Genomic DNA, 25,222 nt, shown 5'->3' with positions numbered 1-25,222 from the left:
TAGGCCGTGACCGGGGGTGGCGCGAGGAACATGTCGCGCGGCAATTGATGCAGATCGACGTGGCCCAGCTCCCCGAGCTTGTCCTTGATAATACGGCGTTTCTCCTCGCGCATCGCCGGCGTGCGGCGGTTCAGCTGGTAGCGCCTCAGCACCCGGTAGATCGTGATCGGGGAAGGTACCGTGTCGCGCCTCTCGCGCAAGACGGCATGAATCTCATAACGGTTCATCCCCCGCTTGCGGTGGGCGACGATCTCCGCCTCGATCCCTTCCGGCTCGCGCCGTTCCCGCCATTTGGGGCCACGACGCCGTGGCAGCAGATCCACTTCCTCGCCACTCTGCAGATACCGATTGTAGTACTTGCGGAACGTCTGCGAGCAGGTCCCGTGGTGCCGGTAGAAGTCGCCGACCCGCTTGAACAGCGGCGATCGCCCAGCCTTCACCGCCTCATACTCCGGAATCAGAAAACGCCACTTCTGCAGATAGTTGCGCTCAATCGTCCGGTCGTAGCTATTGTCGCGCATCGGATCGTCCTCCAGCGGAGCGATCCAATCAGCGAATTAGTGAACATGCACAGCAATGACGGAGTATGATGCCGCGTCGCTAGCCAAGATCCATTCCACGTTGCAGCATATCTATGCGTCCTCGCGGCGCATTCGCCCGGTTCTGCTTCATCTCTCCAGGAGGCGCCATGCTCACCGTCCATCATCTCGGCAAGTCGCAGTCCGAGCGCATCGTCTGGCTGTGCGAGGAGCTCGAAATCCCCTACGAGCTGAAGCGCTACGCCCGCGATCCCGTCACCATGCTGGCGCCTGCCGACTACAAGGCGCTGCACCCGATCGGGACGGCGCCGGTCATCGCCGATGGCGATCTCGTGCTCGCCGAATCCGGCGCCATCGTCGATTACATCATGGCCAAACACGGCAAGGGGCGCCTCGTGCTCCGCCCCGACGATCCTGATTTCGCGCAGTTTTTGTACTGGTTTCACTTCGCCAACGGCACGCTGCAGGCCGGTATGGGCCGGCTGATGATCCTGAACCGGCTCAAGCTTGCCGAGGACAATCCGATGCTGGTCGCGACCAGGGGGCGCGTCGACCGCGCCTTCGATCTGGTCGACGCGCGGGTTCATGACGCCGAATATCTGGCGGGCAACACCTTCACCACCGCCGACATCATGACGGGCTTTTCGCTCACCACGATGCGCTACTTCCAGCCCTACGATCTCCAGCGCTGCCCCAACGTGATCAAATATCTCGGCCGCATCGGCGCTCGCCCGGCCTACCGGCGCGCGATGGAGAAGGGCGATCCCGGCATGGCGCTGCTGCTGAGCTGAGTGGCGGTGCCGATCACGCGATTCTGTTCGTGGTCGCCGCCCGTTCCGTGGCAAGCTGCTTCTGCAAGCGATCGATGTTTTGCAAGAGGCGCTGGCTGGTCAGCACCAGGAAGTAGTAGCCGAACTGCGGGTCCTGGAAGTAGATCTCGAGCAGACGGTCATAGGTGATCGTCAGCACCTGTCCGTCCTCGATGCATTCGATCGTTCCGGTGCGCCGGTTGTCCGGCGTGAGGAAGCCGAGCTCTCCCATGAGAGCTCCGGGCCCAATCTCGACATTGATCTCCTTGACCAGGAACTTGCCGGTGACCGTGAGGAGCATCTCCTTGGCGGGATCGCCCAGTTTGAAGAGCGTATCGCCACTGCGATATTTGCGTTCGGTCATGAACGGCTTGAGCCATTCGATCGACATGTCGCCTTCGGCGGCATGGCGCGCTTTCTTGACCAGCTTGAGCATCTGCCGCAGGCGAAGAGCGTTGATCGGAAGCAGCAGCAGATACAGCAGGAACGTCGCGACGTTGGCGGAGAGCGCGCCGAAGACGGCGAAGAACACGCAGCCGACCATGTTGGCGACGCGCAGGGGCACCATCGTCCGCATCAGGAGGGTGGCGACGAAGAAGCCGGCGCCGACCGCGGCGAACAGGTTGGCCAGCGTGATGTTTTGGACAAAGATCTCCAGCATCCGATTGAAGATCGCGTCGTAGGTGACGTTGTTGGGATCGAGGCCCATCTGGATCAGGATCTTCGCGATCCTGAGATTGTCCGTGGCCGCGTCGAGAATGCGGTCGAGGATCGACGAAATGTCTGCACTGCCGGACGGCATGGTACTAACCCCGCGTAAGGCCTTCAGTCCTGGTCGGTCTTCGTATAGCCGAAATCGAATGACGACCGCTTGAATGAAGCCTTCGGCCGTCATGCCGCAAGAGGCAAATTTTAGCCTGATCGGGCATTTCGGCAATTGCCCGTTGGTGGTGCGTATGGCCGTGGAGCCGCGTGATTCGGCTTCCCGGGCGCGGACTTCGGCCGTTGATCGACCTGGGGCTCCGGCGAGGCGGGGCGTCGGGCGATCTTCGCCTTATGGCTTGCCGGCGGGCTGGATCACCTGCTGCTCGACGAGGCCGAGGCGCCCCGGCAGCGCCCCGGCGCGCAGCAACATGGCGACGCTGTTGGCTTCCTCCAGGGTGAAATTGCCGGAGATCTGGCCGGAGCCTCCGGTGATGGGCTCACGGATCACCGGGGCGGAGATCACCTTGTCGTCGAGCACGATGGCGAAGGGTCTTCCAACGTTCTCTGCGGTGATGTGGGCGAAGCGCCGCGTGCCGCGGCCGTTGAAGCGGAACGAGGCGATCGGGTCCTTCGTGCCGCTCGCAAAGCCGGGACCGGCATAGCTGATGTCGTCGCCGTCGAGCGCACTCTCCTTGGCAACGAGATAGGGCTGCTTGTCCTTGAAGCCGAGCAGGACTTCCGTGCCCGCGGGCGGCGTGCCCGATTGCGCCTGCTCCGGCGGCATCGAGAGGTCGACCAAACGGAAGCTGACCCTGACCTTCCTGGCGAAGATTGCGGTCACGCGCGCGGGCTCCATCTCGCCCGGCAGGAAGATGCGGATGCGGTCGGCCCCGTCAGGCTGGACGCTGGCGAGCTTGACGCCGGTGTCCTTGAGGCGCTGCTCGATCATGGCGATGGCGTCTTCGACGAGATCATGCAGCCGCGCTGCGGATGCTGCATCGGTCGGCGCGAGCCTGACCAGGCCGTCGCCGCCGTCGGTCACGGTGAGCGCATGCGATGGCAATCCCTCCGCGGCTGAGGCGAGCTTGCGCTTCAACTCTTCGCGGCCCTTGGCGTCCACGATCTTCAATTCGACGCTGCCGTCGCGGATCGCAAGACCGGAAAAGGCGATCTTGCCCTCGCGTAAGGTCTTGTAGACGTCGTCGCGCAAATCCGTGACGACGCTCTCGCGCAGGCCATCGCTGTCCACCTTGTAGACGATGCGCGAGCCGCCCAGCTTCTCCATCTTGTCGGCGACGAAGGCCGCGATCTTGGCGCGCATCTTGTCGAACTGGCTGTCCTCGGCGAGCGCCGCGCGGGGCAGGGCGATTGCCGATGCCAGAACCACCGAAGTCATGGCGAGCAGGGCGATCAGCCTTCCGATGCGATTCCGCGGGGGCATAGTCATAATGACCTCGAGTCTTGCGGCAGGACGCTGGCAGGCGAATCCGATGCCTGTTCTTGGTCCCCGGATCGGCCGCGGAGGTTCAAATTCCGTCCAAACCGGCGCCTGTCGCCGCAGCCGCTAGGCAATGGACGAACGCCAAATCATCCATCATTGTGTTCGCGCTCGACCGGCCAATCGGTCGAGGCCTCGCCGAACCAAAATGTCAAAAGACAGGGGGCGGGGAAATGCATCTGAGGGAGGACGGAATTCCATGGCGGGCATCCACGCGCTCGATCGGCTGATCGGCAACGACTATCCGGACCTGGCGACCGACGAAGAGGTTCGGGCCTTCGAGCAGGTCCCTTACGCGGATCGCGTCGCGGCCGAGAGCACCTATGACGCCATCAGGCTCGGTGCTGAGCGCAACCCCGACGGCGCTGCGATCCAGTTCCTGCAAAACGCCGATCCGGCCGACACGCCGGTCGTGGTCACGTACCGCGACTTCATCGGCCGCGTCACGCAGGCCGCCAACATGTTTCACGCGCTCGGCGCGGAGAAGGGCGACGTCATCAGCTTCATGCTGCCGCTGGTGCCCGACGCCTTCGTGACGCTGTTCGGCGCGGAAGCCGCCGGCATCGCCAATCCCGTCAATCCGCTGCTCGAGCCGCACCAGATCGCGGAGATCCTGGAGGCCGCGAACACGAAGATCCTGGTGGCGCTCGGGCCGATGCCCGGTACCGACATCTGGCAGAAGGTCGAGCAGATCCGCCCGCAGCTCAAGCATCTCAAGGCGATCGTGCAGGTGTTCGGGGGCGGCGACCCGGCCAAGGGAATCTTTGCCTTCAACGATCTCATCAAGCAGCAGCCGTCAGACCGGCTGATCAGCGGACGCAGGATTCTCGGCAGCGACATCGCCGCCTATTTCCACACCGGCGGCACCACCGGCACGCCGAAGCTGGTGCGGCATACTCACGCAAACCAAGTCTATCAGGCCTGGGCGCTCAATCTGCTGCTGAAGCCCAGGCCGGGCTCCAACCTGCTGTTCGGCATGCCGCTGTTTCACGTCGGCGGATCGCTGACGCAGGTGCTGCTGACGCTGTCGAGCGGCGGCTCGCTGGTCGTGCTGTCGCCGAGCGGGTGGCGCAATCCGAATGCGGTGAAGAACATCTGGCGGCTCGTCGAGCGCTTCAAGACCGAGGCGCTGTCGAGCGTGCCGACGGTGCTGGCCGCGACGCTGGCGGTGCCGCCTGATAACGCGGATATCTCCAGCCTGAAATATGCCGCCGGCGGCGGCTCGGCGATCCCCGTCGCCGTTGGCTCGGCGATCCAGGACAAGCTGAAGCTGCCGGTGGTCGAGGTCTATGGCATGACCGAGACGTCGAGCGTGCACACGCTGGCCTATCCGTCGCGGCCGATCCGGCTCGGCTCGGTCGGCCTGCCCATGCCTTATGCGCGCGTGCGCATCGTGCAGCTCGATGCCGACGGCCGTCTGATCCGCGACTGCGCGCCGGACGAGATCGGCGTCGTCATCATGGCCGGGCCCGGCGTGTTCGGCGGCTATCTCAACGACGATCACAACAAGGGCGCCTTCGTCGACGAGGTCTGGGTCAATTCCGGCGATCTCGGCCGGCTGGACGCCGACGGCTATCTCTGGATCACCGGCCGCGCCAAGGATCTCGTCATCCGCGGCGGCCACAACATCGATCCGGCGCCGATCGAGGAAATCATGTTCCGGCATCCCGCCGTCGGCTTCGCCGCGGTGGTCGGCCAGCCCGACGCCTATGCGGGGGAACTTCCCGTCGGCTACGTGCAGTTGAAGCCGGGCGCGACCGTCGAGCCGGGCGAGCTCGAGGCGTGGGTGCGCGAGCGCACGCCGGAGCGTGCTGCCGTACCCGTGCAGGTCATCCCGATCGACCCGATGCCGGTAACGGGCGTCGGCAAGGTGTTCAAGCCGCAGCTGCGCTGGGACGCCGCGCAGCGCGTGTTCACCAAGGTGCTGGCGCCGCTCGCCGAGCGCGGCATCGACTGCAAGGTCAAGGTCGGCGCCCACGGCAGCCACGGCTCGATCGCTACCGTGACGCTTACCGGCCTGCCGGAGGATCAGCGCGCTCTCGTTGGGCAAGAGGTACACGCGCTGCTTGCACCGTTCGTGATGCGCCACGAGGTGGTGCACCAATAGGGGCGAAACAGCACCACCCTCGGGGCGAGACACAGTCGGGCATTATCCAAGACTTCGCTTTCGAAACCTTTGTGTGATGCACATCACGCTCGGGGCGTTTGCATTCGGCCATGCTGCGAATATTGTGATGGAATTGCTTCCTGGGGGACTGCAAGTGAGTCCGCTTCGACTATTTGGTTTGTTGATTATTGCGATCTGGCTCACCTGCGGACCGGCCCAAGCCGAGAAGCGGGTTGCGCTTGTGATCGGCAATTCCGCCTACAAGAGCGTGCCGAAGCTGGCAAACCCCGTGAGCGACGCCAGCCTGATCGGCGGCGTACTGAGGAGAGCCGGCTTCGACACGGTCGATGTCAGGCAGGACCTCAGCGCGTCCGAGATGCGCAAGGCGCTACGCGAATTTGGTAGCAGGACGCGCGACGCGGATGTTGCCGTGGTCTACTACGCCGGCCATGGCATGGAGGTGGACGGCGCGAATTATCTGATCCCGACCGACGCGACGCTTGAGACCGATACCGACGTCTATGACGAGGCGCTGCCGCTCGATCGCGTGCTGGTGACGATCGAGACCGCCAAGCAGCTTCGGCTCGTTATCCTGGATGCCTGCCGCGACAACCCGTTCGCCAAGAGCATGAAGCGGACGGTGGCCTCCCGCGCGATCGGCCGCGGGCTTGCCAAGATTGAGCCGACCAGCCCGAACACGATGATTGCGTTCGCGGCCAAAGCCGGTTCGACAGCATCAGACGGTGATTTGAGGAATAGCCCGTTCGCAACCGCCTTGGCCGATCATCTGCCAAAGCCCGGCCTCGATCTGCGCAAGGCCTTTGGCTTCGTGCGCGACGACGTGCTCAAGACCACCGGCTACAAGCAGGAGCCGTATGTCTACGGTTCGCTCGGCGGTGACGATGTCCCGCTGGTTGCGGCCAAGCCCGCTGCCACAGGTCCGCAGGCGAATCCGCAGGATGCCATTCGCAGGGATTATGAGCTCGCGCTGCAACTCGGGACGCGCGACGGTTGGGAAGCCTTCCTGGGGCAATATCCCGACGGCTTCTATGCCAATCTGGCCAAGGGTCAATTGAACAAGATCGTCGCTGAAGAAACACGCGCGACGGCCGAACACAAGGCGAAGGCGGCCGAGCAGGAGAAGGCAAGACTCATCGCCGAGCGCGCCCAGAAGGCCGAGCAGGAGAAAGCGGCCGCCGCGGCCAAGGCGGCGGAAGAAGCCAGGATCGCGGCGGAGAAGGCGAAAGCGATCGAGCAGGCCAGAGCGGATGCTGCCGAGCAGCAGCGCAAGGCGGCCGAGGCCGCCGCTGCAAAAGCGCTTGCGGAGAAGCAGGCGGCGGAGAAGGCCAAGGCCGAGCTGGCCGCCAAGCAGGCGGCGGAGAAAGAGGCAGCCGCCGGGGCGACGAAGCAGGCGGCCGACCGGCAGATGTTGCCCGACGCCGAAAACCAGAAAGTGGCAGCGCTCGCACCCGCGCCGACATCGACCGTACCGGCGGCCGATCTGGCGAAGTCAGTGCAGAGCGAATTGCGCCGGGTCGGATGCCTGACCTCGGCTGCGGACGGCGAGTGGACTTCGGCCGCGCAGCGCTCGCTGACGCTGTTCAACAAATATGCCGGCACCAAGTTTGACGTGAAGCTGGCGAGCGTTGACGCGCTCGATGCACTGAAGACGAAGCAGGGACGGGTCTGCCCGCTCGTGTGCAATTTCGGCTTCAAGGCCGACGGCGATACTTGCGTGAAGATCACCTGCCGCGCCGGCTATCGCGTCGGGGACGACAACGAATGCGAGAAGGTGCAGGAGAAGAAGCCGGTTGCGACGCGCGAGGACTCGAAGAAGCGCGATCAGGACCGGAAAGAGGCGGAATCCGCGGCGCCAAAGTCGCAAGCGACCGGGCAGATGATCTGCAGCAGTGCCGGCTGCAGACCGGTTGCTAAGGGCTGCCGCCTCGGTTCGGTGCCGGGTCCAGGCAACGGAGTCATGAAAGTTACCGGCGAGATCTGCAACTGACCAGCCCGGCTTCATCCACTGGGGGCAGGGCGTCGGCACCGACAATGCCTTGCCTCGCCCGTCGGCATCCTCGTCTCGACCAGGCGCACCCAGAACGAGGCGCCGTGGCCGAGAATGTTGTCAAGACATAGGACGGGTGGTGGCATTCATTGCCGTCGCCCATGCCGACCAGCACCATCGCGCCGGGACGTGCCTCCAGCATGAAGGAGAAGCCCAATGGGGCCGCGCACGGCGCGGCTCCAACTCTTCCGATTGGAAACGCATCGCCGCTACCCGCGGATCGCCGCATTGGCCCTTTCGGCCGCGCCAGTCATCGCTTCCTTCGCCGGCCTCGCCCCGTTGACCACTTCGTTCACGCCGATCATGAAGGCGTCCAGGATCGGTCTCGATTGCGGATGGAAAAGGATCGCCTTGGCGCGGTCGACGTCGGCATTCTGCAAGTTGGTCAGCGCCGCCTCGGCTGCCTGCGGGCCGAACGCCTTCTTGAAGCCCTCGCTCGACCAGGCCGACACACGTGTCGTCGCCAGCCCCGCTGCAGCAGTCCGCAGCGAGGTCGCCTTGCTCGTCGCCCAGAGCAGGAACAGGAAGGCCGCCCGCTTGTTTCGAGATTTGGAATTGATGCACGCCTGCCAGTGCGACATGAAGGGGACGGGTTCGCGACCGGCGAGATGCGGAAAGATTGCAAACCCAGCCTGCTTGGCGACGCGGCTTTTCGCTGGATTGGAGATGTCGGTAGCGAAGTTGCTGCTGTCGATTGCCATGGCCGTCCGCCCCTGCAGGAAGTCGTCCAGCACATGGTACCATTCATAGCTGCCGACGCCGGCAGGCCCGGCCTGACTGAGCAGCTGTCCGTACATCTCGACGGCCGCGATCCCCTCCGGGCTCGCGAAAGCGACCCTGTTGTGCTCGACCATGGCCCCACCGTAGGAGAACAGGAAGCCCATGGCCGGTGGCGAGGAATTGCCGCTGGCCTGGGCCCGCATCGCGATCCCCGACATCCCGTTGGTCTTGACCGCCTTGGCGGTGACAAGCAGCTCCTCGAAAGTCTGGGGAATCGGCAGGTCCTTGGCTGCCAGCGCATCCCTGTTGATGAACAGGGTCATCGCCTCTGAGGTAATCGGGACGGCGTACCGTTCGCCGTCCGACCACAGCGGGAAGGCTCGGGCCGTCTTGAGCAGGTCGCTCTCGTCATACCAGGCGGGGTCGGTCAGCGACCTCATGGAATAATAGCCGTTCAGTGGCTCCACCCATCCGTTCGAGATGCCTTGGCCATAGGTCGTGAACATGAAGACGTCGGGCGTGCTACTGCCGCGAGCGAGCCTGATCGGCAGCGCGCCGAGGTAGGTGGTTTCCAGCTGGAAATCGATAGTGACGTTGATGCCGGTGAGTATGGTGAACTCAGGCAACAGCGGCGTGATCGCATTCGACCACGGATGGATCGCGCCCGAAAGCGCGATCGTTTGTCCCGCAAACTGCTTCCAGTCGATCGCGGCGTCGGCGTGGATCGCGGCACCCTGGGCAAAACTCCACCGCGGCAGCACGCCAAGGGCCGGCAACATCGCCCCCGCCGCGCCCAATCCCTTGACGAAACTGCGCCGGCTGGCCGGCATTTGAGGGGTCAGTGACTTTTCACCCTGCGTCATGCCAATGCTCCTTCACCAGGGCAGTTATTCATGACACGTGAGCGGGGGGCGCACCCTGCGACATCGTGGCCCTCGCCAGACGACTTGCGGGCTCCGAAGCCGATGTAACCTTGTCAGGTTCCCGGCTCACCCATGCGGGCCGATCCATGCTATCAATCTAGCAATGCTCTGGCCTTGGCACCAGAAGACGTGCCGGTCACGCGAGCATGACCCTAGGCAAATGTCAGCCCCTGCTCCGGCCCTGTCTTTGCGATGGTTTGCTCGTCCGCTGATCCTTGCGGTCGCAGTGCTCGTGACCCTGTTTGCCGCGACCAGCGTCCTCGGCCTGCAATACTGGCAGGAGCGGCAGGCAACTCATCACTTCATCGAGCATAGTCGCCAGGTCCTCGAAACGCTCGATCGGTTGCGGGCGATCGTCGCGGAACTGGAGACCGAAAGGCGCGGGTATCTCATGACCCTCGACCCCGCCTATCTCAAGGCCTACGGCGTCTCTGACGAAAGTGTACGGCGGGAGGCTCAGGCGCTGCAGATGTTGGTCGCGGACGATCCGTTGCAGGGCCTTCGGGCCGGACATCTGGCGCTGACCGTTACAGCCACGCTGCGCGAGATCGACGAACTGCTGAAGACGGCCGGCACGTCCGGGCTGGCCGCGCTGGCAATGATCCGCAGCATGGACGAGATCCGCTCGCAAGTCGACCAGATGGTGGATCACGAACGCTTTCGGCTCGCCGACCGGGAGGCGCGCGCCGAAGCATTCGAGCAACGCTGGACCTGGCTGATCGCCGGCGCCGTTGTCCTCGTCATCGCGCTGGCCGGCGCGGCGCTGGCGCTCGCGCGGCTCGAAGCGAAACGGCGGAGAAAGGCGATCGAGGAGAATATCCAGCTCCAGAGTGATCTTGCAGCACGGGACATCAAGATCAGGCGCCTGTTCGATGCCAACATCATCGGCATCATCATCTGGGAAGTGGAGGGGCGCATTCTCGAGGCCAACGATGCATTCCTGCGGATCGTGGGATACGACCGGGAAGATCTTACCGCGGGGCGCCTGCATCGGACCGATCTCACGCCGCCGGAATGGCGCGCCCGCGACGTGCAAACCGTGGCGGAACTGAAGCGGGTCGGGACGGCCCAGCCCTTCGAGAAGGAGTATGTGCGGAAGGACGGAAGCCGTGTGCCGGTGCTGATCGGCGGGACCATGTTTGGAGAAGGTACGGAGAATGGCGTCGGCTTTGTCCTTGATCTGACGGCTCTCAAGCGGGCGGAAGCCGAAGGCCGCGAACACGAGCGGCGCTACCGTGAAGCGCTGATGGAGCTCGCGCACGCCAATCGCGTCACCACGATGGGGCAACTAACCGCTTCGATTGCCCATGAAGTCAACCAGCCGATCGCCGCGATAGTCGCGAACGCCGAGGCCGGGTTGAATTGGTTGGAGGCTCAACCGCCCAATATGGCGCGGGTTCGACAGACGCTCGACTGGATCACAAAGGACGGCATGCGAGCCGGCGATATCATCGGTCGAATCCGGGCGCTCATCAGGAACGCTCCCCCGCAAAAGGAGAATCTGGAGATCAACCAGGCGGTGCTTGAGGTCATCGCGCTGACACGCAGCGAAGCATTCGAGAATGGCGTGTCGGTACGAACACAATTTGCCGAGGGCTTGCCGCCGATTCAGGCAGATCGGGTTCAACTTCAGCAGGTCGTGCTCAACCTGATCGTCAACGCGATCGAGGCGATGGCCGCGGTCGGCGAGGGGGGACGCGAGTTGTTGATCAGCACCGGTCGGGACGCATCGGGCGGCGTCCACGTCACCTTGCGGGATTCCGGTCCGGGGCTGGATCCGAAGAACGTGGAGCGCCTGTTCGAAGCCTTCTACACCACCAAGCCCACAGGCATGGGGATGGGCCTCGCCATCTGCCGCTCGATCATCGAGGCGCATGGCGGGCGGATGTGGGCCGGTGCAAACGAGCCTCGGGGCGCCTTCTTTCAGTTCACCCTGCCTCTTGCGTTAGACGAGACCTCATCTCGCCCGCTGGAGGCGGATGAGGCAACGGGTCGACGCTCTGCGGCGCGATGACGGGTTACGGCTGCTGCGAAGCCGGCCCTAGCCCGCCGGCATCCTCGTCTCGATCAGCCGCACCCAGAACGAGGCGCCGTGGCCGAGGATGTTGTCGTTGAAGACATAGGACGGGTGGTGGCATTCGTTGCCGTCGCCCATGCCGACCAGGATCATGGCGCCGGGACGCGCCTCCAGCATGAAGGAGAAGTCCTCGGCGCCCATCATCGGAACGAACTTGTCGTTGACGCGCTCGGTGCCGACGATGTCGCGGGCGACGTCGGCGGCAATGCCGGCCTCGCGCGCATGGTTCATCGTCACCGGATACATCCGCGTGTACTTCGTCTCCGCCGAGCCGCCATAGGCGCGGGCGACGCTCTCGGCGACCTCGCCGATGCGGCGCTCGACCAGATCGCGCACCTCAGGGTCGAGCGTGCGCACGGTGCCGCCGAGCTCGGCAACCTCAGGGATGATGTTGAAGGCCGTGCCGGAGTGGAATTGCGTGATCGAGATGACCGCGGATTTGAGCGGATCGACGTTGCGCGCGACGATCGATTGCAGCGCGTTGACGATCTGCGAGCCGATCAGCACGCTGTCGACCGATTTGTGCGGACCCGCGCCGGCGTGGCCGCCCTTGCCGTAGACCGTGATCTGGATGTTGTCGGAGGAGGCGAGCATCGCGCCGGGGGTGGTTGCGAAGTGGCCTTCGGGCAGGCCCGGCATGTTGTGCATGCCGTAGACCTCCTGGATGTTCCAGCGCGTCATCAGCCCGTCGTCGACCATCGCTTTGCCGCCGCCGCCGCCTTCCTCGGCGGGCTGGAAGATCATGATCGCGCTGCCGTCGAAATTGCGCGTCTCGGCGAGATATTTTGCCGCGCCCAGCAGCATCGCGGTGTGACCGTCATGGCCGCAGGCGTGCATCTTGCCGGGGACCTTGGAGGCATAGGGCACGCCCGAGGTTTCCATGATCGGCAACGCGTCCATGTCGGCACGCAGGCCGATGGTCTTGCCGGAGGCCGATTTGCGGCCACGGATCACGCCGACGACGCCGGTGCGGCCGATGCCCGTCACCACCTCGTCGCAGCCGAACTCGCGCAATTTGTCGGCGACGATGCCGGCGGTGCGGTGGACTTCGTAGAGCAATTCCGGGTTCTCGTGGAAGTCATGGCGCCAGGCGGCCATTTCGTCGGAGAGGGCGGCGATGCGGTTGACGATGGGCATGAGGGGGATCCGTTTCTTTTGGGTTCTCTCGTCATTCCGGGGCGATGCGTAGCATCGAACCCGGAATCTGGAGATCGTAGCGCGAGATTCCGGGTTCACGCTTCGCGTGCCCCGGAATGACGAGAACAATCAGCTCTCGCCGAACACGCGCTTGAAGATCGTGTCGACGTGCTTGAGGTGATAGCCGAGGTCGAACTGCTCCTCGATCTCGGCGTCGGTGAGATACTTCTTCACTTCAGTGTCCTTCTTCAGGAGCTGGAGGAAGTCGCCTTCGCCGCGCCAGACCGGCATGGCGTTGCGCTGCACGAGCTTGTAGGCGTCCTCGCGGCTCGCGCCCTTCTGCGTCAGCGCCAGGAGCACGCGCTGCGAATGCACGAGGCCGCCGAGGCGGTCGAGATTCTTCTGCATGTTGGCGGGGTACACCAGGAGCTTGTCGATCAGGCCGGCAAGGCGCACCAGCGCGAAGTCGAGCGTCACGGTCGCGTCGGGCCCCATCATGCGCTCGGCGGAGGAGTGCGAGATGTCGCGCTCGTGCCAGAGCACGACGTTCTCCAGCGCCGGCGTCACATAGGCGCGCACCATGCGGGAGAGGCCGGTGAGGTTTTCGGACAGCACCGGGTTGCGCTTGTGCGGCATGGCGGAAGAGCCCTTCTGTCCCTCGGAGAAGAACTCTTCGGCCTCCAGCACCTCGGTGCGCTGCATGTGGCGGATCTCGACCGCGATGCGCTCGACCGAGGATGCGATCACGCCCAGCGTTGAGAAATACATCGCGTGGCGGTCGCGCGGGATCACCTGGGTCGAGATCGGCTCGGGCACGAGGCCCATGGCTTTTGCAACGTGCTCTTCGACGCGCGGATCGATCTGCGCAAAGGTGCCGACGGCGCCGGAGATCGCGCAGGTCGCGACTTCCTTCCGCGCCGCGATCAGGCGCTCCTTGGCACGCGAGAATTCGGCATAGGCATAGGCGAGCTTGAGGCCGAAGGTCACCGGCTCGGCATGGATGCCGTGGCTACGGCCGATGGTCGGCGTCATCTTGTGCTCGAAGGCACGCTTCTTCAGCGCCGCCAGCACCTTGTCGAGGTCGGCGAGCAGCAGGTCGGCGGCGCGGGTGAGCTGGACGTTGAGGCAGGTGTCGAGCACGTCGGAGGAGGTCATGCCCTGGTGCACGAAGCGCGCCTCGGGGCCGACGATCTCGGCGAGGTGGGTGAGGAAAGCGATGACGTCGTGCTTGGTCTCGCGCTCGATCTCGTCGATGCGGGCGACATCGAAGGTGGCGTTACGGGCTTTGTCCCAGACCGTCTTGGCGGCCTGTTTCGGGATCGTCCCGAGCTCGGCCAGGGCGTCCGCCGCATGCGCCTCGATCTCGAACCAGATCTTGAACCGGGTCTGCGGCTCCCAGATCGAGGCCATTTCCGGGCGGGTATAGCGGGGGATCATCTGACAGCTCCAAGGAGGTGGGCGGGCGGCCCCAGGGGGCGGCACCGGCCAAAATGTTTTTTACGCCGTGATTTAACAGAGCGGGGAGGGCGAAACAAACGGTGGAGGCAAGGTAACGGGGGATGACCACTGGGCCGGCCCGCCTGGCCAGCGGGTCAAAAAGTAACTGTCAATCACGGATCATTGACTGACAGATATTGAAATCTGTCAGCGGGACGTGTATATCCGTTCTCGGATGCTCCGATTGGGCATCCCGCGGCCACCCCCGGAAGCCCCGACGTCCGAAACAAATGCGGATCGAGGGATGAAATTGAAGAGAGGGGACCGTGGACGAATGGAGACTTACGACAATGACGACCGAAATCATCAATTTGACCGGGACGATTGGGCATTGGCTCAATTTACTGGTGGCGCGCCAGATCGCGGCGCAGGCTGCAAAACTGCCTCATTGAGGCGAGAGCTTTCCGAACGACCGGCAGGGCGCTTCGGAAGCAGCGCCATCGCCGGATAAATGAACCCCGAGCGGGAACATGGTGCTGGCATGAATGAAGCCGTTGTCTTGACGCCGGAGCGGATCCTCGATGTCACCGAGGACGTTTTGCGGCGCTACGGACTTGCCAAAGCCACCGTGGTCGACGTTGCCCGTGCGCTCGACGTGAGCCACGGCAGCGTCTATCGCCATTTCCCGAGCAAGGCCTCGCTGCGCGAGGCCGTTGCCAAACGCTGGCTTGACCGTATCGACGCGCCGTTGCTCCAGATCGCGAAGGAGGAAGGGCCCGCGCCGGTGCGGCTCGACCGCTGGCTGCGCACGCTGTTCGCCGCCAAGCGTTCGCGTGTGCTCGACGACCCCGAGATGTTCGAGACCTATCTGACCCTGGCGCGCGAGGCCTGCGCGGCCGTGAAGTGTCACAAGGACACCATGATCGACCAGATCGGGGCGATCCTGTCCGACGGCGTGAAACAGGGCGTATTCGCTGTGGACGACGTCAAGGCGACTGCGCGCGCGATCTTCGATGCCACCGTCCGCTTCCACCATCCGGCCCATGCTGACGAGTGGAAGGACGCCGATCTGCCCGCACGCGTCGATGCGACGCTCGCGTTGCTGCTGCGCGGGTTGAAGGCGGCGTGAGGCCGCGGCGCCTAACTCACCCTCTTGCCTTGTGAAGAAGCGCGTCCTCGCGAACGGAGGGCGAGGCAGTTGCGTGTCTGCGCGGGTCAAACGCGCCGTTGGCTGCCGGTACGACCGGAGGGCTCTCCGGATATGCATTGACCGCGATTTCGACGATATCCTTGGACCGCTTTCGAAGGCGGTAGAATGTCAGGTCCTGTTCGAGCATCGGGCAGCGGAAGTGGACGACGGCCGTATCGGGCAAGCGGCAAAGTTCGTCGATGAGCTCGCCTACGGTGATGATCGGGGGATGGTCGACTGCCTTGTTATGAGCCTTACTCATGGCGATTCCTCCACTCTACTACTAACCGGAGCTGGATGGCCTCCGTTCCATCCCGCTCGGCAGATTCAACAGCAACACGTCGCCTGAGGAATCCGGCAGCCCCACTGCTAGATCTTCGTCAGCCCGCACGTCGCAGCCAGCCGCACGAGTTGCGCATCCGTGCGTGCGCCGGTCTTGGTCTTGATCAGATAGTGATAGTTCTGCACCGTCTTCACGCTGAGATTGAGGTGTGAGGCGATCTGCTCGGTGGTGGCGCCGCCGGCGAACTGGCGCAGGATCTCGATCTCGCGTTCGCCCAGTTGATCCAGCGCTGAACCGGTCGGCGACAGGCTGTCCTCGGCCAGGATATGCGCGATGTCGTCGCTCATGGCGCGCTCGCCGCGGGCGACGCTGCGGATCGCATTCACGACCGCGGACGGCTCGCTGCTCTTGGTGACGAAGCCAGAGGCGCCGGCGCCGAAGGCGGCCTTCACCAGCACGGCCTCGTTGTGCATGGTGAAGACCAGGATGCGCGCCCGCGGGCTGCGCGCGCGGATGTTGCGGATCGCCTCCAGCCCGCTGGCGCCGGGCATCGAGATATCGAGCACGACGACGTCAGGGTCGTGCGCCTTGAAGGCGCCGTAGGCATCCGCCGCGTTGTCGGCTTCCGCCACGACATGCAGATCGCCCTGGCTTTCCAGCACGCGCCGGTAGCCTTGCCGGACGATGGGGTGGTCGTCGACCAGCAGCACGGAGATGCCTGTTGCTGCAACCTCGCTCATCTCGGCCTCACGCGGCGAGCGGGATGGTGGCGGCGACGCTGAGGCCGCCTCTGGCCGGCAGGATCGACAGCGACCCGCCGGCGGCTGCGACGCGCTCGCGGATGCCGGTGAGGCCGAAGCCGGCCGACTGCGCGACGCGTTCCGCATCGCCGCCGCCGTCGTCCTCGACGCGGATCAGCAGGGCGTCGTCCTCGCCGGCGCGCCGCTCGACGCGCAAGGAGATCTCGCGTGCCGAACTGTGGCGCAGCGCGTTGGTCAGGCATTCCTGGGCGACGCGATAGGCGGTGGTGGCGGCCGGGCCGCTGATGTCGGTGAGATCGCCCCTGAGGTCGAGCTGGATGGTCGGCCGCGCCGCGCTCTGCGAGCGCCAGCTGTCGACGAGATTGACGAGGCTTGCCTCCAGTCCAAGCTCCTCGGGCAGGGGATTGCGCAGCCGCTTCAGCGCATCGCGCAGCGAGGCCATCAAATGATGGGTGGCCTGCGAGATCATCCGCGCATCCTGCGCAACCACGTTGTCGCTTTTCTGCTTCGCGCTCGTCTCGATGGTGTTGGCGAAAGCGAGGATGGCCGCGAGGTTTTGGCCGAACTCGTCGTGCAGCTCGCGGGCTAGCGCACGGCGTTCGTCGTCGCGAATCTCGATCAGCCGACGCGTCAGCGCTGCGCGCTGTTCGGTGGCTTCTTCCAGCCGGGTACCGAGCTCGCCGACGGCGCCCCCGATCATCGCAAGCTCCATCGAGCGGAAGCGCGGCAGTTTTGTCCGATAATGGCCGCGCGCCATGCGCTGGAGTGCGGTGACGATCGTGCGTGCCGGCGCCAGCGTATGTGCGATCGCAAGCGATGCCAGTAGCGCAATCGCCGCCGCCATCAGCAGCGCAACGTCGATGACGTTGAGGATGTAGTCCCAGGCGAGCGAGATCGCGGCCGCGGCATCGGGCGTCGCGACGACCGTGCCGGCCGCCGCGGCGCGCGGACTGACGGGCCGCACCACCTCGGCGTGGCTGCCGAGGAAGGTCGGCACGATCGATGCGAACCAGCGCGGCGGTGTCTTGCCTAGCCCCTCGCTCTGGCCGCAGAGCGGCTTTTCGAATGCCGCGGCCGGCTGGAACTCGACGCAGACGCCGGGCGAGATCTGCTTCATCGTGTCCAGCGTACGCCACTCCGGAACCGGCAGCAGATGTTCGCGCGCTCTGCTGCTGCGCAACAACAGCTCGCGCCAGTACAGCGCCTGAAGCGCCTGCGCGACCCGCTGCGCCGAGGCCGCGGTCGCCCGGTCGACGCTGCGATAGGCGTCGAACGTGGCCCATACGGTCGCAGCGCCCAGGCAGAGCGCCACGATGAGCAGCAGACGGGCGACAAGCTGAAGCACGAGGCGCATGCGATCACCCCAAAGTTTGGTAAGGTCAGCCTAACAACGCCGCCGCGCCTTGCCAATCGCAGGGAACGGCAGGATCGCAGCTCGGGCAAATTTCCCAAGCCGGATTGGGCATGGCTCTTTGGACCGGGCGCGGCGGCTTTGATCTAATCGGTGAGGAATCAGGCCAGGAGCGGTGCAGCATGAGTTCGATGACGATTGGGCCGATCGCCGGCGCTGCCGCCGACCCCTCCGAGCGCAGCGCACTGCTGTTCTGGATGATCTTTACCGGGCTTTCGATCTTCGCCGTCGTGCTGTTGTGGCGCTTCGGCCTGATCCACCTGATGCTGACCTCGGACCGGACCTACATTTCCAGCGTGATCGCGCTGCTCTATGTCGTCACCTGCGGCCATTGCTTCCTGCGCACGCGGGCGATCGCGCGGGAGGGGGCGGCGGCGAGACGCTGCCGGGTGGTACTCGCGGCGTCCGACGGCAGCAAGGTGCTTGATGCGAGCGCGGCCGCACTGCCGCGCGGGTTGGTGCGGGATCATATCGACAGCCTGGTCACCAAGGCCGCGGCGCAGGACTACCGCCCGGTCAACCAGACGCTGCTGCTGCGGACGCTGGCCGACCGGCTGCGCGGCTCCAACGGTTTCGGCGCCTTCGTCTCGGACACCCTGATGAAGCTCGGCCTGCTCGGCACCATCATCGGCTTCATCATCATGCTGGCGCCGATCGCGGGGTTGGACGCCGCCGACAAGGTCGCGATGCGCTCCTCGATGGGGCTGATGAGCGACGGTATGGCGGTGGCCATGTACACGACGCTGGCGGGTCTCGTCGGCTCGATCCTGGTCCGCATCCAGTACTACATGCTGGATGCCGCGACCCAGCGTGTGTTCTCGGATGCGGTGGTGCTGACCGAGACCTATGTGACGCCGGTGCTGGAGCGCAAGGGCGCCGGAATCCCGTCATGATGGATGATTTCGGTCTCTATCCGCGCGAGGAGCCGTTCGATCCGCTCGGCGTGATGCTGTTCAAGGCGCTCCAGGTGATCGCGTTCCTGTTCTTCCTGGCGCTGCTCGCGGTCTCTCCCGACGCCAAGGACGGCAAGATCGACTCCAAGGCCGAGTTCATGATCACGCTGGACTGGCCGGATAACCACCCCGACGATCTCGACCTGTTCGTGCAGGATCCCGTGGGCAACATCGCCTGGTATCGCCACCGCGAGGCCGGCTTCCTCACGCTCGACCGCGACGATCGCGGCGGGGCCAACGATTTCATCATGGTCGCCGGCAAGAAGATCGCCTCGCCCATCCGCGAGGAGATCGTCACGATACGCGGCATCGTCGCCGGCGAATACACCGTCAACGTCTCGCATTTCGTGGCGACGACCGGCGAGCCCGTCACGGCCAATGTGAAGGTACAGAAGCTCAATCCGACCGCACAGGTGGTCTTCGACAACAAGTTCACGCTCGATCACACCGGCGACGAGAAGACCGCGGTGCGGTTCCGGCTCGATGCGGAAGGCAAGGTCGTCAACGTCGACCAGCGGCCGAAATCGCTGCTCGAGACGTTCCGCAGCACTTGGCGCAACGGCGCCGATCTCGACGCGAGGACCGGTGTGAGCAAGAACGCTGCGAGGGTGCGCCGTGACTAGCCTGCAGACGGTCATTCTGACGCTCTCGGTCGCCTACGCCGTCATCGGGGCGCTGCTGCTGGTCGTGCTGGTCTATGCGCGGCTGCACTGGTCGTTGAAGGCGGTCGCGGTGGTCGTGACCAGCGCGTTCTATGTCGTCAGCTTCACGGAAATGCGCGGGCTGCTCGGCTGGGCCAGTGCCGATCGGCTGCCTGCTACCTTCAAGCTGCTCAAGGCCCGCATCGTCGAGCCGCATTCGCTGGAGGGCGATCCCGGCTCGATCTACCTCTGGGTGGAGCAACTGGATGAGGACAATCGCCCGAGCGGCATCCCGCGCGCTTTTCGTGTGCCCTACAATGACAGGCTGGCCGACAAGACCCATGCGGCGGAGAACGAGATCGCGTTGGGACACCCGCAAGGCGGCCGTGCCGCCGATTTCGGCGGCGGCGACGGTAGTCTCATCGACATGGTTCGGGAATATGTGACGCCGAAGACCATTTTGGAGACCACCGGCGGCGATTCCTCGACCGGCGAATTCATGGCACCGCCGGCCGGCGCGCAGGGCGCGGTGTTCACCCCGATTCCGCCGCCCCGGATGCCGCCGAAGGACGAGCAATAGGCCCTTCACCATCCGTCAGCGGCGCGCTGGAAAACGGCCCCGCGCTGGCGCATCCTGTTGACGTCCCTCAATTTGGCCTTATCGGCTTTCGATAAGAACCTGAGGGTGGAGGGTGCGTGCTTCTCGCTGTCTTATCGGATATCCACGGCAACCGACAGGCGTTCGAAGCCTGCCTGAAGGTTGCCCGTGCGAAGGGCGCGGAGCGGTTTATCCTGCTCGGCGACTTCGTCGGCTATGGCGCCGATCCGGAATGGGTCGTGGATACCGCGATGGAGCTCGTCGCCGGGGGCGCCGTGGCGGTGCGCGGCAATCACGACCAGGCTGTCAATTCCTCGGCCGAGACCATGAATGCCGAGGCGCAGATCGCGATCGAATGGACCCGCGGCCGGCTTGACGCCGCACAGCGCCGGTTCCTGGCCGAATTGCCGATGCTGGTGGAGGACAGCGACCGGCTGTTCGTGCATTCGGAAGCCTCCAGTCCGCAGCGCTGGCACTACGTCCGCTCGACGGCGGATGCGGCCAAGAGCCTGATATCGACGTCCGCCCATGTCACCTTCTGCGGCCACATTCATCGTCCGGCGCTCTATTCGATGTCGGTGACGGCGAAGATGACGAGCTTCGTGCCGAAGACCGACGTCGCGGTGCAGCTCCTGCGCGGACGGCAATGGCTCGCCGTGCTCGGCTCGGTCGGCCAGCCCCGCGATAGCGATCCGTCCGCATCTTTCGTGCTGTTCGACACGGTCTCGTGCCAGATCACCTATTGCCGCGTGCCCTATGACATCGCGAGCGCGGCGAACAAGATCCGCGAGAACGGCCTGCCGCCCTGGCTCGCCGACCGGCTGTCGCAGGGACGCTAGAGGCCGATGCCGAAACCCCTGGTCAAATCAGGCGCGGAGATCGACGGCTACACCATCGGCGAATGCGTTCATGCTGGCGGCATGGCGACGCTGTGGACGGTCATCCATCCCGGCATCGACGTCCCGCTGCTGATGAAGATTCCGCGGGTGTCGGAGGGCGAGGACCCCGCCGCGATCGTCTCCTTCGAGATGGAGATGATGATCCTGCCGCGGCTCGCGGGCCCGCACGTGCCCTCGTGTTTCGGCACCGGCGATTTCGCCCACCAGGCCTATGTCGTGATCGAGCGCATCGCCGGGACCACGCTCTACAAGCGGCTGGCCGACCTGCCGCTGCCATACGAGGAAGCGCGGCTGCTGGTCGCGAAGATCGCGACCGCGCTCGCCGATCTGCACCGGCAGAACGTGATCCATCACGACATCAAGCCGAGCAGCATCATGTTCCGCGAGTCCGGCGAGGCGGTGCTGATCGACTACGGCCTGTCGCACCACAACCATCTGCCCGATCTCTTGCAGGAGGAATTCCGCCTGCCTTACGGCACCGCGCCCTACATGGCGCCGGAGCGGCTCCTGGGCGTGCGCGACGATCCGCGCAGCGACCTGTTCTCGCTCGGTGTGCTGCTGTATTTCTTCACGACCGGCGAGCGGCCGTTCGGCGAGGGCGAGACGCTGCGCGCGATGCGGCGCCGGCTGTGGCGCGATCCGCATCCGCCGCGCGCACTTCGCGCCGACTATCCGCCCTGGCTCCAGGAGGTGGTGCTGCGGTGTCTCGAGATCGAGCCGGTGCGGCGCTATCCGACCGCCTCCCAGCTCGCCTTCGATCTGACCCATCCGGACCAGGTCAGGCTCACGACACGCTCGGAACGGATGAGGCGCGACCCCCTCAGCGTCGCCTGGCGGCGCCGCTTCAACCAGGGCGTCATGCAGCCGCGTGCGAAATCGGATGTCGCGGCCCAGATCGCATCGAGCCCGATCCTCGCGGTCGCGCTCGACACGGCGGAGGGCGCGCCCGAGCTCAACGAGGCGCTGCGCGTCACCACCGAGCGCATTCTCGCCACGCTGCCCTCGGCGCGGCTTGCCTGCCTCAACGTCCTGAAGCTCAACCGCATCGCGATCGACCGCACGCTGGATGAGCAGGGCTCCAACAAGCATATCGACCGGCTGGTGGCGCTCCGGCATTGGGCCACGCCGCTGAAACTGGACGAGAGCCGGATGTCGGCTCATGTGCTGGAGGCGGTCGATCCCGCCGCGGCGATCCTGGAATTCGCCGAGATCAACCACGTCGACCACGTCATCATCGGTGCGCGGCAGGGCTCGTTCAGGCGCACGCTGCTCGGCAGCGTCTCGGCCAAGGTGGCCGCGGAAGCGGCCTGCACCGTCACCGTGGTGCGGCCGCCGCGGATGGCTGCGGATGCGGACGAGGCAGGCGCCGGTGAGGCGGCGGGATAGGTTGCGCCTGGCGTTTCGAGGGTGAGATCAGGCCGCGTGGGCGGTGTGGCCGGCGCGCTGGCGGCGGATGGGCCAGGAGAATTGCGGACCGGGCTCGCAATGATCCGCGCTGCCGCCGAAATACTGGATGATCTCGCGGCAGGGCTCGCAATTGAACAGGTTACGCGACGCGGATGCCTTGGTCATTTCCTTCAGGCAGTTCGGGCAATGCGGTTTCATGGATTCGATCCGGAAAGAAGGTTCTCAGTGTCGGCGCTGCGAGGGAAACGCATGGTCGAGCTCCGAATTGTCGAGCCCGGCATCGTCGACCATCGCGCCGTCGGCGCGCTCGAGGCGGCCGAAGAAATAATCGAGGCTCGGATGCGGGCGACGCGGAATCCGGCACCTGCGCTTCGGCTGACGTCTTACGAGCGCGATCTGCATGGACGTCAGCCCCGGCGACGAAGGTGATTGATGCGGGCGGAACGTGCCGCAACCTTCGCCGGTCCGACCGATGGGCCGAACACAACAAATCCACTGAAACCAAGCCACAACGCCACGCCAGTCCAAACCAGGGTCGTCGTCATGATGTGCTCCCGTCAAAAGCAGGCAGGAGCCAGTAGCGGTGATTTGCGCGAATCAGTGAAGCCCGGATGAGTACGGGTCGCAGGGACAATTTTAGGCATCGCGCGCTGCGGCGCCCGTAAAAGCCGCGGGTTTTTGCGTGTGCAGCCGCCGCGTCTTGCCTGTGCGCGCGCCTTCGAGGATATCCCGGACGCGCGGAGCGTCTCGAACAAAGCGAAACCCGTAACGGCCGGTGTAGTCGGTATCGGGCGAACGGGTCGATCGCCCTGACGCGAAGTTGAGGTGACCGGCTCCACCGCCGATGGCGAGGATTTCGAAGTCCGCGTCCATCGCCTGGAACGGTGTCTGGCTGACCGTCCGTCTGCCCCAGGCCGTTCGCAGGATCAGCGCGCGGCGATCGGTGATCAGATAGAGCGTCTGCAGGTCTTGCAGCAGCATCACCAGCGGGGCTGCAACCATTGCAACTCCGAGCATCACGAGGGGTTGGGCCGCCTGGTCGATCCAATCGTTTCTGATGGCGATGACGGTCAGCAACAGCCAGGGGAATCCGGTCCACCAGAGAAATCGCCACATGATCATGCGGGCGACGCCGTCGGGCTGACCCTGCCAGACCACCTGCTCCCCGTCCTGCAGGGCCTCGATGCGCAGACTCCGCAGGCCTGCGGAAAACGGAGTGGCGCGGATTTCATCCATTCCCATTGGTCGCAGCGGCCGCAAGGCCGGTTCGGACCACGAATGGCCGTCAGATGGCCTCGCCGCGCGCCGTTGCCGCCGCGGTGCGGATCGCGGCAATATTGTTCTTGTAGGCCTCCTGCGTGCCGCCCCTGAACACGGAGGTGCCGGCGACGAAGGCGTTGGCGCCGGCCGCGGCGAGCGCGCCCGCGACGTCGGGCCCGACCCCGCCGTCGACCTCGATGTCGATCGGACGACCCGCCGTCATCGCGCGGATGTCGCGGATCTTGCCGATCGCGGAGGGGATGAAAGCCTGGCCGCCGAAGCCGGGATTGACCGACATCACCAGCACGAGATCGACCAGGTCGAGGACGTATTCGAGCGCGCTGATGGGCGTGCCCGGATTGAGCGAGACGCCGGCCTTCTTGCCGAACGCGCGGATCGCCTGGAGCGAGCGGTGCAGATGGGGACCCGCTTCCGCATGGACCGTGATGTGGTCGCAGCCGGCTTTCGCGAAGGCCTCGAGATAGGGATCGCAAGGCGAGATCATCAGGTGCGCATCGAACACCTTCCTGGTGTGCGGACGCATCGCCTTGATGATGTCGGGGCCATAGGAAATGTTCGGAACGAAGTGTCCGTCCATCACGTCGAGATGGATCCAGTCGGCGCCGGCGGCGTCCACCGCGCGAACCTCTTCGCCGAGCCTGGAGAAATCCGAGGCCAGGATCGAGGGGGCGATTGCCAGGGGGCGGGGGGTGAAGGCTTGGGTCATGACGCTGTTTCCCGAGGCGGCCGAAAGAGGAATGGGCCTCGCCTAACATGGGCCTCCGTGGCGGGCAATGCAGCAGGGGCGCGCTTCCTGTGGGCGGAAATTTCTGCCGTCTCCGGCACGAATTGCCGATATTGCCGGGCCGCGCCGGGTGCGCTGCAAGCGGAATTCATTGAGCTTTTCGCGCTGGCACGGCGCTTGCTGACTTCCTCCCCGGAACATTGACCGCGGCATGCCGCATCGGTTGGAGTTGTGCAATGTTGTTTGCCCTTGGCGCCGTCTCGAGTGCGCTCGATGCGATCCAGTCGCTGACAAATTCGAAATCGTCATCCTCGACCCACAAGACGGGATCATCGCAGGGCGCGTCGACCAATCCGTTCGCGATCGACAGCGGCAGCAACAGCACGAGCAGCGGCGCGACCTCGTCGGTCAACTCGGGCAATTGTGCGCAGATCGCACCGGAGACGATGAGCGCGCTGATTGCCGCGCAAAGCCAGTCGTCGGACGGCAGCAGCAGCGCGGCGACCTCGACCTCGTCGAGTTCGTCGTCCTCGACGTCGACCAGCCGGGACGCTGCGCTGAAGGACCTGTTCTCGCAGATCGATGCGGACGGCGACGGCAAGATCACCAAGTCCGAATTCGAGAACGCGCTGGGAGCCGGCGGCACCAACCTGACGCAGGCCGATGACGTGTTCTCGAAGCTGGATTCGAATGCCGACGGCAGCGTCAACCTCGACGAGATGTCGAAAGCGCTGAAGAGCGGCCATCGCGGTCACCACCAAGCCCAGGGTGCCGGCGGATCGGGCGATGCCTCCGGCAGCGGCTCGGATTCCTCCTCCTCGTCGTCGAGCGGCGGATCGACCTCGACCACGACGACCAATGCCGACGGCTCGAGCACAACCACCGTCACCTATGCCGACGGCTTCAAGATGTCGACGACGGTCCCGGGCGCGTCCAGCTCCTCAAATGCGAGCGGCGGCGGTAACTCGCCCTACGACTGGTTCGGACAGATGATGCAGCGCCAGGCGCAGGCCGCATCCGGGTCCACCGCTTCCTCGATGTCGATGAGCGTGTGA

General features: G+C 65.0%; 24 protein-coding genes and 1 pseudogene. 11 read left to right on the top strand and 14 right to left on the bottom strand.

The genetic code is table 11. From position 1 onward, the window contains the following. On the bottom strand, window positions 1–521 hold a 521-nt coding region (locus BM118_RS37025), incomplete at its 3' end, for a helix-turn-helix domain-containing protein (protein ID WP_143099588.1). 167 nt (window positions 522–688) lie between these two features. Here BM118_RS37025 and BM118_RS37020 point away from each other — a divergent pair. Then, window positions 689–1,330 (top strand): glutathione S-transferase family protein, encoded by a 642-nt coding sequence (locus BM118_RS37020; RefSeq protein WP_092192557.1) that lies wholly within the window; start codon window positions 689–691, stop codon window positions 1,328–1,330. Between the two features lie 13 nt (window positions 1,331–1,343). Here BM118_RS37020 and BM118_RS37015 read toward each other — a convergent pair whose 3' ends face one another. Then, a complete protein-coding gene (locus BM118_RS37015) occupies window positions 1,344–2,150 on the bottom strand; it encodes a Crp/Fnr family transcriptional regulator (RefSeq protein ID WP_177235028.1) in 807 nt (268 codons plus the stop codon). 252 nt (window positions 2,151–2,402) lie between these two features. Beyond that, on the bottom strand, window positions 2,403–3,500 hold the full coding sequence (locus BM118_RS37010) for a SecDF P1 head subdomain-containing protein (protein WP_092192553.1): 1,098 nt from the start codon (window positions 3,498–3,500) through the stop codon (window positions 2,403–2,405). A 250-nt stretch (window positions 3,501–3,750) separates the two neighbouring features. Between BM118_RS37010 and BM118_RS37005 the strand changes: the two genes are divergently transcribed. Both BM118_RS37005 and BM118_RS37000 read left to right on the top strand, forming a co-directional pair. Continuing rightward, window positions 3,751–5,658 (top strand): acyl-CoA synthetase, encoded by a 1,908-nt coding sequence (locus BM118_RS37005; RefSeq protein ID WP_092192551.1) that lies wholly within the window; start codon window positions 3,751–3,753, stop codon window positions 5,656–5,658. 127 nt (window positions 5,659–5,785) lie between these two features. Beyond that, window positions 5,786–7,666, top strand: coding sequence for a caspase family protein (locus tag BM118_RS37000; protein ID WP_177235027.1), 1,881 nt, complete (start codon window positions 5,786–5,788; stop codon window positions 7,664–7,666). Between the two features lie 11 nt (window positions 7,667–7,677). On the opposite strand, the pseudogene BM118_RS42510 reads toward BM118_RS37000, so the two are convergent. Together BM118_RS42510 and BM118_RS36995 are read right to left on the bottom strand one after the other, a co-directional pair. Further along, window positions 7,678–7,877, bottom strand: a pseudogene (locus BM118_RS42510) (hypothetical protein); the annotation flags it as partial. Between the two features lie 58 nt (window positions 7,878–7,935). Beyond that, window positions 7,936–9,309 carry an ABC transporter substrate-binding protein gene (locus tag BM118_RS36995; RefSeq protein WP_092192547.1) on the bottom strand — a complete coding sequence of 458 codons (1,374 nt, stop codon included), beginning with the start codon at window positions 9,307–9,309 and terminating at the stop codon, window positions 7,936–7,938. A gap of 220 nt (window positions 9,310–9,529) precedes the next feature. On the opposite strand from BM118_RS36995, the gene BM118_RS36990 reads away from it, so the two are divergent. Continuing rightward, a complete protein-coding gene (locus BM118_RS36990; RefSeq protein WP_092192545.1) occupies window positions 9,530–11,383 on the top strand; it encodes an ATP-binding protein in 1,854 nt (617 codons plus the stop codon). 27 nt (window positions 11,384–11,410) lie between these two features. Here BM118_RS36990 and BM118_RS36985 read toward each other — a convergent pair whose 3' ends face one another. Together BM118_RS36985 and purB are read right to left on the bottom strand one after the other, a co-directional pair. Beyond that, window positions 11,411–12,583 carry a M20 aminoacylase family protein gene (locus tag BM118_RS36985; RefSeq protein ID WP_092192543.1) on the bottom strand — a complete coding sequence of 391 codons (1,173 nt, stop codon included), beginning with the start codon at window positions 12,581–12,583 and terminating at the stop codon, window positions 11,411–11,413. Between the two features lie 129 nt (window positions 12,584–12,712). Next, a complete protein-coding gene (gene purB, locus BM118_RS36980; RefSeq protein ID WP_027548669.1) occupies window positions 12,713–14,020 on the bottom strand; it encodes an adenylosuccinate lyase in 1,308 nt (435 codons plus the stop codon). Window positions 14,021–14,561: 541 nt separating this feature from the next. Here purB and BM118_RS36975 point away from each other — a divergent pair. After that, window positions 14,562–15,149 carry a TetR/AcrR family transcriptional regulator gene (locus BM118_RS36975; RefSeq protein ID WP_177235026.1) on the top strand — a complete coding sequence of 196 codons (588 nt, stop codon included), beginning with the start codon at window positions 14,562–14,564 and terminating at the stop codon, window positions 15,147–15,149. Window positions 15,150–15,165: 16 nt separating this feature from the next. Here the strand turns inward: BM118_RS36975 and BM118_RS36970 are convergent, their stop codons facing one another. The 3 genes from BM118_RS36970 to BM118_RS36960 form a co-directional block, all read right to left on the bottom strand. Continuing rightward, entirely contained in the window at window positions 15,166–15,471 is a 306-nt protein-coding gene (locus BM118_RS36970) for a hypothetical protein (RefSeq protein WP_092192539.1), read from the bottom strand. Between the two features lie 107 nt (window positions 15,472–15,578). Beyond that, window positions 15,579–16,232 carry a response regulator gene (locus tag BM118_RS36965; RefSeq protein WP_092192537.1) on the bottom strand — a complete coding sequence of 218 codons (654 nt, stop codon included), beginning with the start codon at window positions 16,230–16,232 and terminating at the stop codon, window positions 15,579–15,581. 7 nt (window positions 16,233–16,239) lie between these two features. Further along, complete coding sequence (locus BM118_RS36960; protein WP_092192535.1) at window positions 16,240–17,607, bottom strand: sensor histidine kinase; 1,368 nt, start codon at window positions 17,605–17,607, stop codon at window positions 16,240–16,242. Window positions 17,608–17,786: 179 nt separating this feature from the next. On the opposite strand from BM118_RS36960, the gene BM118_RS36955 reads away from it, so the two are divergent. The 5 genes from BM118_RS36955 (at window position 17,787) to BM118_RS36935 (ending at window position 22,141) form a co-directional block, all read left to right on the top strand. Further along, window positions 17,787–18,557: a MotA/TolQ/ExbB proton channel family protein gene (locus BM118_RS36955; RefSeq protein WP_092192533.1), complete on the top strand. Its 771-nt coding sequence runs from the start codon at window positions 17,787–17,789 to the stop codon at window positions 18,555–18,557. Further along, window positions 18,554–19,240: a hypothetical protein gene (locus BM118_RS36950; protein WP_092192531.1), complete on the top strand. Its 687-nt coding sequence runs from the start codon at window positions 18,554–18,556 to the stop codon at window positions 19,238–19,240. The genes BM118_RS36955 and BM118_RS36950 overlap by 4 nt, the downstream gene beginning before the upstream one ends. Then, window positions 19,233–19,838, top strand: coding sequence for a hypothetical protein (locus BM118_RS36945; RefSeq protein WP_092192529.1), 606 nt, complete (start codon window positions 19,233–19,235; stop codon window positions 19,836–19,838). The genes BM118_RS36950 and BM118_RS36945 overlap by 8 nt, the downstream gene beginning before the upstream one ends. 116 nt (window positions 19,839–19,954) lie before the next feature. Beyond that, window positions 19,955–20,695, top strand: a complete 741-nt coding sequence (locus BM118_RS36940) for a metallophosphoesterase family protein (protein ID WP_092192527.1) — start codon at window positions 19,955–19,957, stop codon at window positions 20,693–20,695. A gap of 6 nt (window positions 20,696–20,701) precedes the next feature. Beyond that, a complete protein-coding gene (locus BM118_RS36935) occupies window positions 20,702–22,141 on the top strand; it encodes a bifunctional serine/threonine-protein kinase/universal stress protein (protein ID WP_092192525.1) in 1,440 nt (479 codons plus the stop codon). Window positions 22,142–22,168: 27 nt separating this feature from the next. Here BM118_RS36935 and BM118_RS41965 read toward each other — a convergent pair whose 3' ends face one another. The 4 genes from BM118_RS41965 to rpe form a co-directional block, all read right to left on the bottom strand. Continuing rightward, on the bottom strand, window positions 22,169–22,360 hold the full coding sequence (locus BM118_RS41965; RefSeq protein WP_177235025.1) for a hypothetical protein: 192 nt from the start codon (window positions 22,358–22,360) through the stop codon (window positions 22,169–22,171). A 24-nt stretch (window positions 22,361–22,384) separates the two neighbouring features. Next, window positions 22,385–22,564, bottom strand: coding sequence for a hypothetical protein (locus tag BM118_RS41960; RefSeq protein WP_177235024.1), 180 nt, complete (start codon window positions 22,562–22,564; stop codon window positions 22,385–22,387). Between the two features lie 234 nt (window positions 22,565–22,798). Next, window positions 22,799–23,398, bottom strand: a complete 600-nt coding sequence (locus BM118_RS36925; RefSeq protein WP_092192521.1) for a hypothetical protein — start codon at window positions 23,396–23,398, stop codon at window positions 22,799–22,801. Window positions 23,399–23,447: 49 nt separating this feature from the next. Beyond that, window positions 23,448–24,149 carry a ribulose-phosphate 3-epimerase gene (rpe, locus tag BM118_RS36920; protein ID WP_092192519.1) on the bottom strand — a complete coding sequence of 234 codons (702 nt, stop codon included), beginning with the start codon at window positions 24,147–24,149 and terminating at the stop codon, window positions 23,448–23,450. 254 nt (window positions 24,150–24,403) lie between these two features. Between rpe and BM118_RS36915 the strand changes: the two genes are divergently transcribed. Next, a complete protein-coding gene (locus BM118_RS36915; protein ID WP_092192517.1) occupies window positions 24,404–25,222 on the top strand; it encodes an EF-hand domain-containing protein in 819 nt (272 codons plus the stop codon).

The organism is Bradyrhizobium sp. cf659 (assembly GCF_900113725.1).
In the GTDB taxonomy this organism is placed as follows: domain Bacteria; phylum Pseudomonadota; class Alphaproteobacteria; order Rhizobiales; family Xanthobacteraceae; genus Bradyrhizobium.
This window is presented reverse-complemented; position numbering and strand designations above follow the sequence as displayed.

Excerpts from the sequence above, each read along its gene's own strand:
- BM118_RS36965 (WP_092192537.1), bottom strand. The coding sequence starts at position 16,232 with ATGAGCGAGGTTGCAGCAACAGGCATCTCCGTGCTGCTGGTCGACGAC.
- BM118_RS36995 (WP_092192547.1), bottom strand. The coding sequence starts at position 9,309 with ATGACGCAGGGTGAAAAGTCACTGACCCCTCAAATGCCGGCCAGCCGG.
- BM118_RS37010 (WP_092192553.1), bottom strand. The coding sequence starts at position 3,500 with ATGACTATGCCCCCGCGGAATCGCATCGGAAGGCTGATCGCCCTGCTC.
- BM118_RS36985 (WP_092192543.1), bottom strand. The coding sequence starts at position 12,583 with ATGCCCATCGTCAACCGCATCGCCGCCCTCTCCGACGAAATGGCCGCC.
- BM118_RS37015 (WP_177235028.1), bottom strand. The coding sequence starts at position 2,150 with ATGCCGTCCGGCAGTGCAGACATTTCGTCGATCCTCGACCGCATTCTC.
- BM118_RS41960 (WP_177235024.1), bottom strand. The coding sequence starts at position 22,564 with ATGCAGATCGCGCTCGTAAGACGTCAGCCGAAGCGCAGGTGCCGGATT.
- BM118_RS37000 (WP_177235027.1), top strand. The coding sequence starts at position 5,786 with ATGGAATTGCTTCCTGGGGGACTGCAAGTGAGTCCGCTTCGACTATTT.
- BM118_RS36975 (WP_177235026.1), top strand. The coding sequence starts at position 14,562 with ATGAATGAAGCCGTTGTCTTGACGCCGGAGCGGATCCTCGATGTCACC.
- purB (WP_027548669.1), bottom strand. The coding sequence starts at position 14,020 with ATGATCCCCCGCTATACCCGCCCGGAAATGGCCTCGATCTGGGAGCCG.
- BM118_RS36970 (WP_092192539.1), bottom strand. The coding sequence starts at position 15,471 with ATGAGTAAGGCTCATAACAAGGCAGTCGACCATCCCCCGATCATCACC.
- BM118_RS36935 (WP_092192525.1), top strand. The coding sequence starts at position 20,702 with ATGCCGAAACCCCTGGTCAAATCAGGCGCGGAGATCGACGGCTACACC.
- BM118_RS37005 (WP_092192551.1), top strand. The coding sequence starts at position 3,751 with ATGGCGGGCATCCACGCGCTCGATCGGCTGATCGGCAACGACTATCCG.
- BM118_RS37020 (WP_092192557.1), top strand. The coding sequence starts at position 689 with ATGCTCACCGTCCATCATCTCGGCAAGTCGCAGTCCGAGCGCATCGTC.
- BM118_RS36915 (WP_092192517.1), top strand. The coding sequence starts at position 24,404 with ATGTTGTTTGCCCTTGGCGCCGTCTCGAGTGCGCTCGATGCGATCCAG.
- BM118_RS41965 (WP_177235025.1), bottom strand. The coding sequence starts at position 22,360 with ATGAAACCGCATTGCCCGAACTGCCTGAAGGAAATGACCAAGGCATCC.
- BM118_RS36955 (WP_092192533.1), top strand. The coding sequence starts at position 17,787 with ATGAGTTCGATGACGATTGGGCCGATCGCCGGCGCTGCCGCCGACCCC.
- rpe (WP_092192519.1), bottom strand. The coding sequence starts at position 24,149 with ATGACCCAAGCCTTCACCCCCCGCCCCCTGGCAATCGCCCCCTCGATC.
- BM118_RS36925 (WP_092192521.1), bottom strand. The coding sequence starts at position 23,398 with ATGGATGAAATCCGCGCCACTCCGTTTTCCGCAGGCCTGCGGAGTCTG.
- BM118_RS36990 (WP_092192545.1), top strand. The coding sequence starts at position 9,530 with ATGTCAGCCCCTGCTCCGGCCCTGTCTTTGCGATGGTTTGCTCGTCCG.
- BM118_RS36960 (WP_092192535.1), bottom strand. The coding sequence starts at position 17,607 with ATGCGCCTCGTGCTTCAGCTTGTCGCCCGTCTGCTGCTCATCGTGGCG.
- BM118_RS36950 (WP_092192531.1), top strand. The coding sequence starts at position 18,554 with ATGATGGATGATTTCGGTCTCTATCCGCGCGAGGAGCCGTTCGATCCG.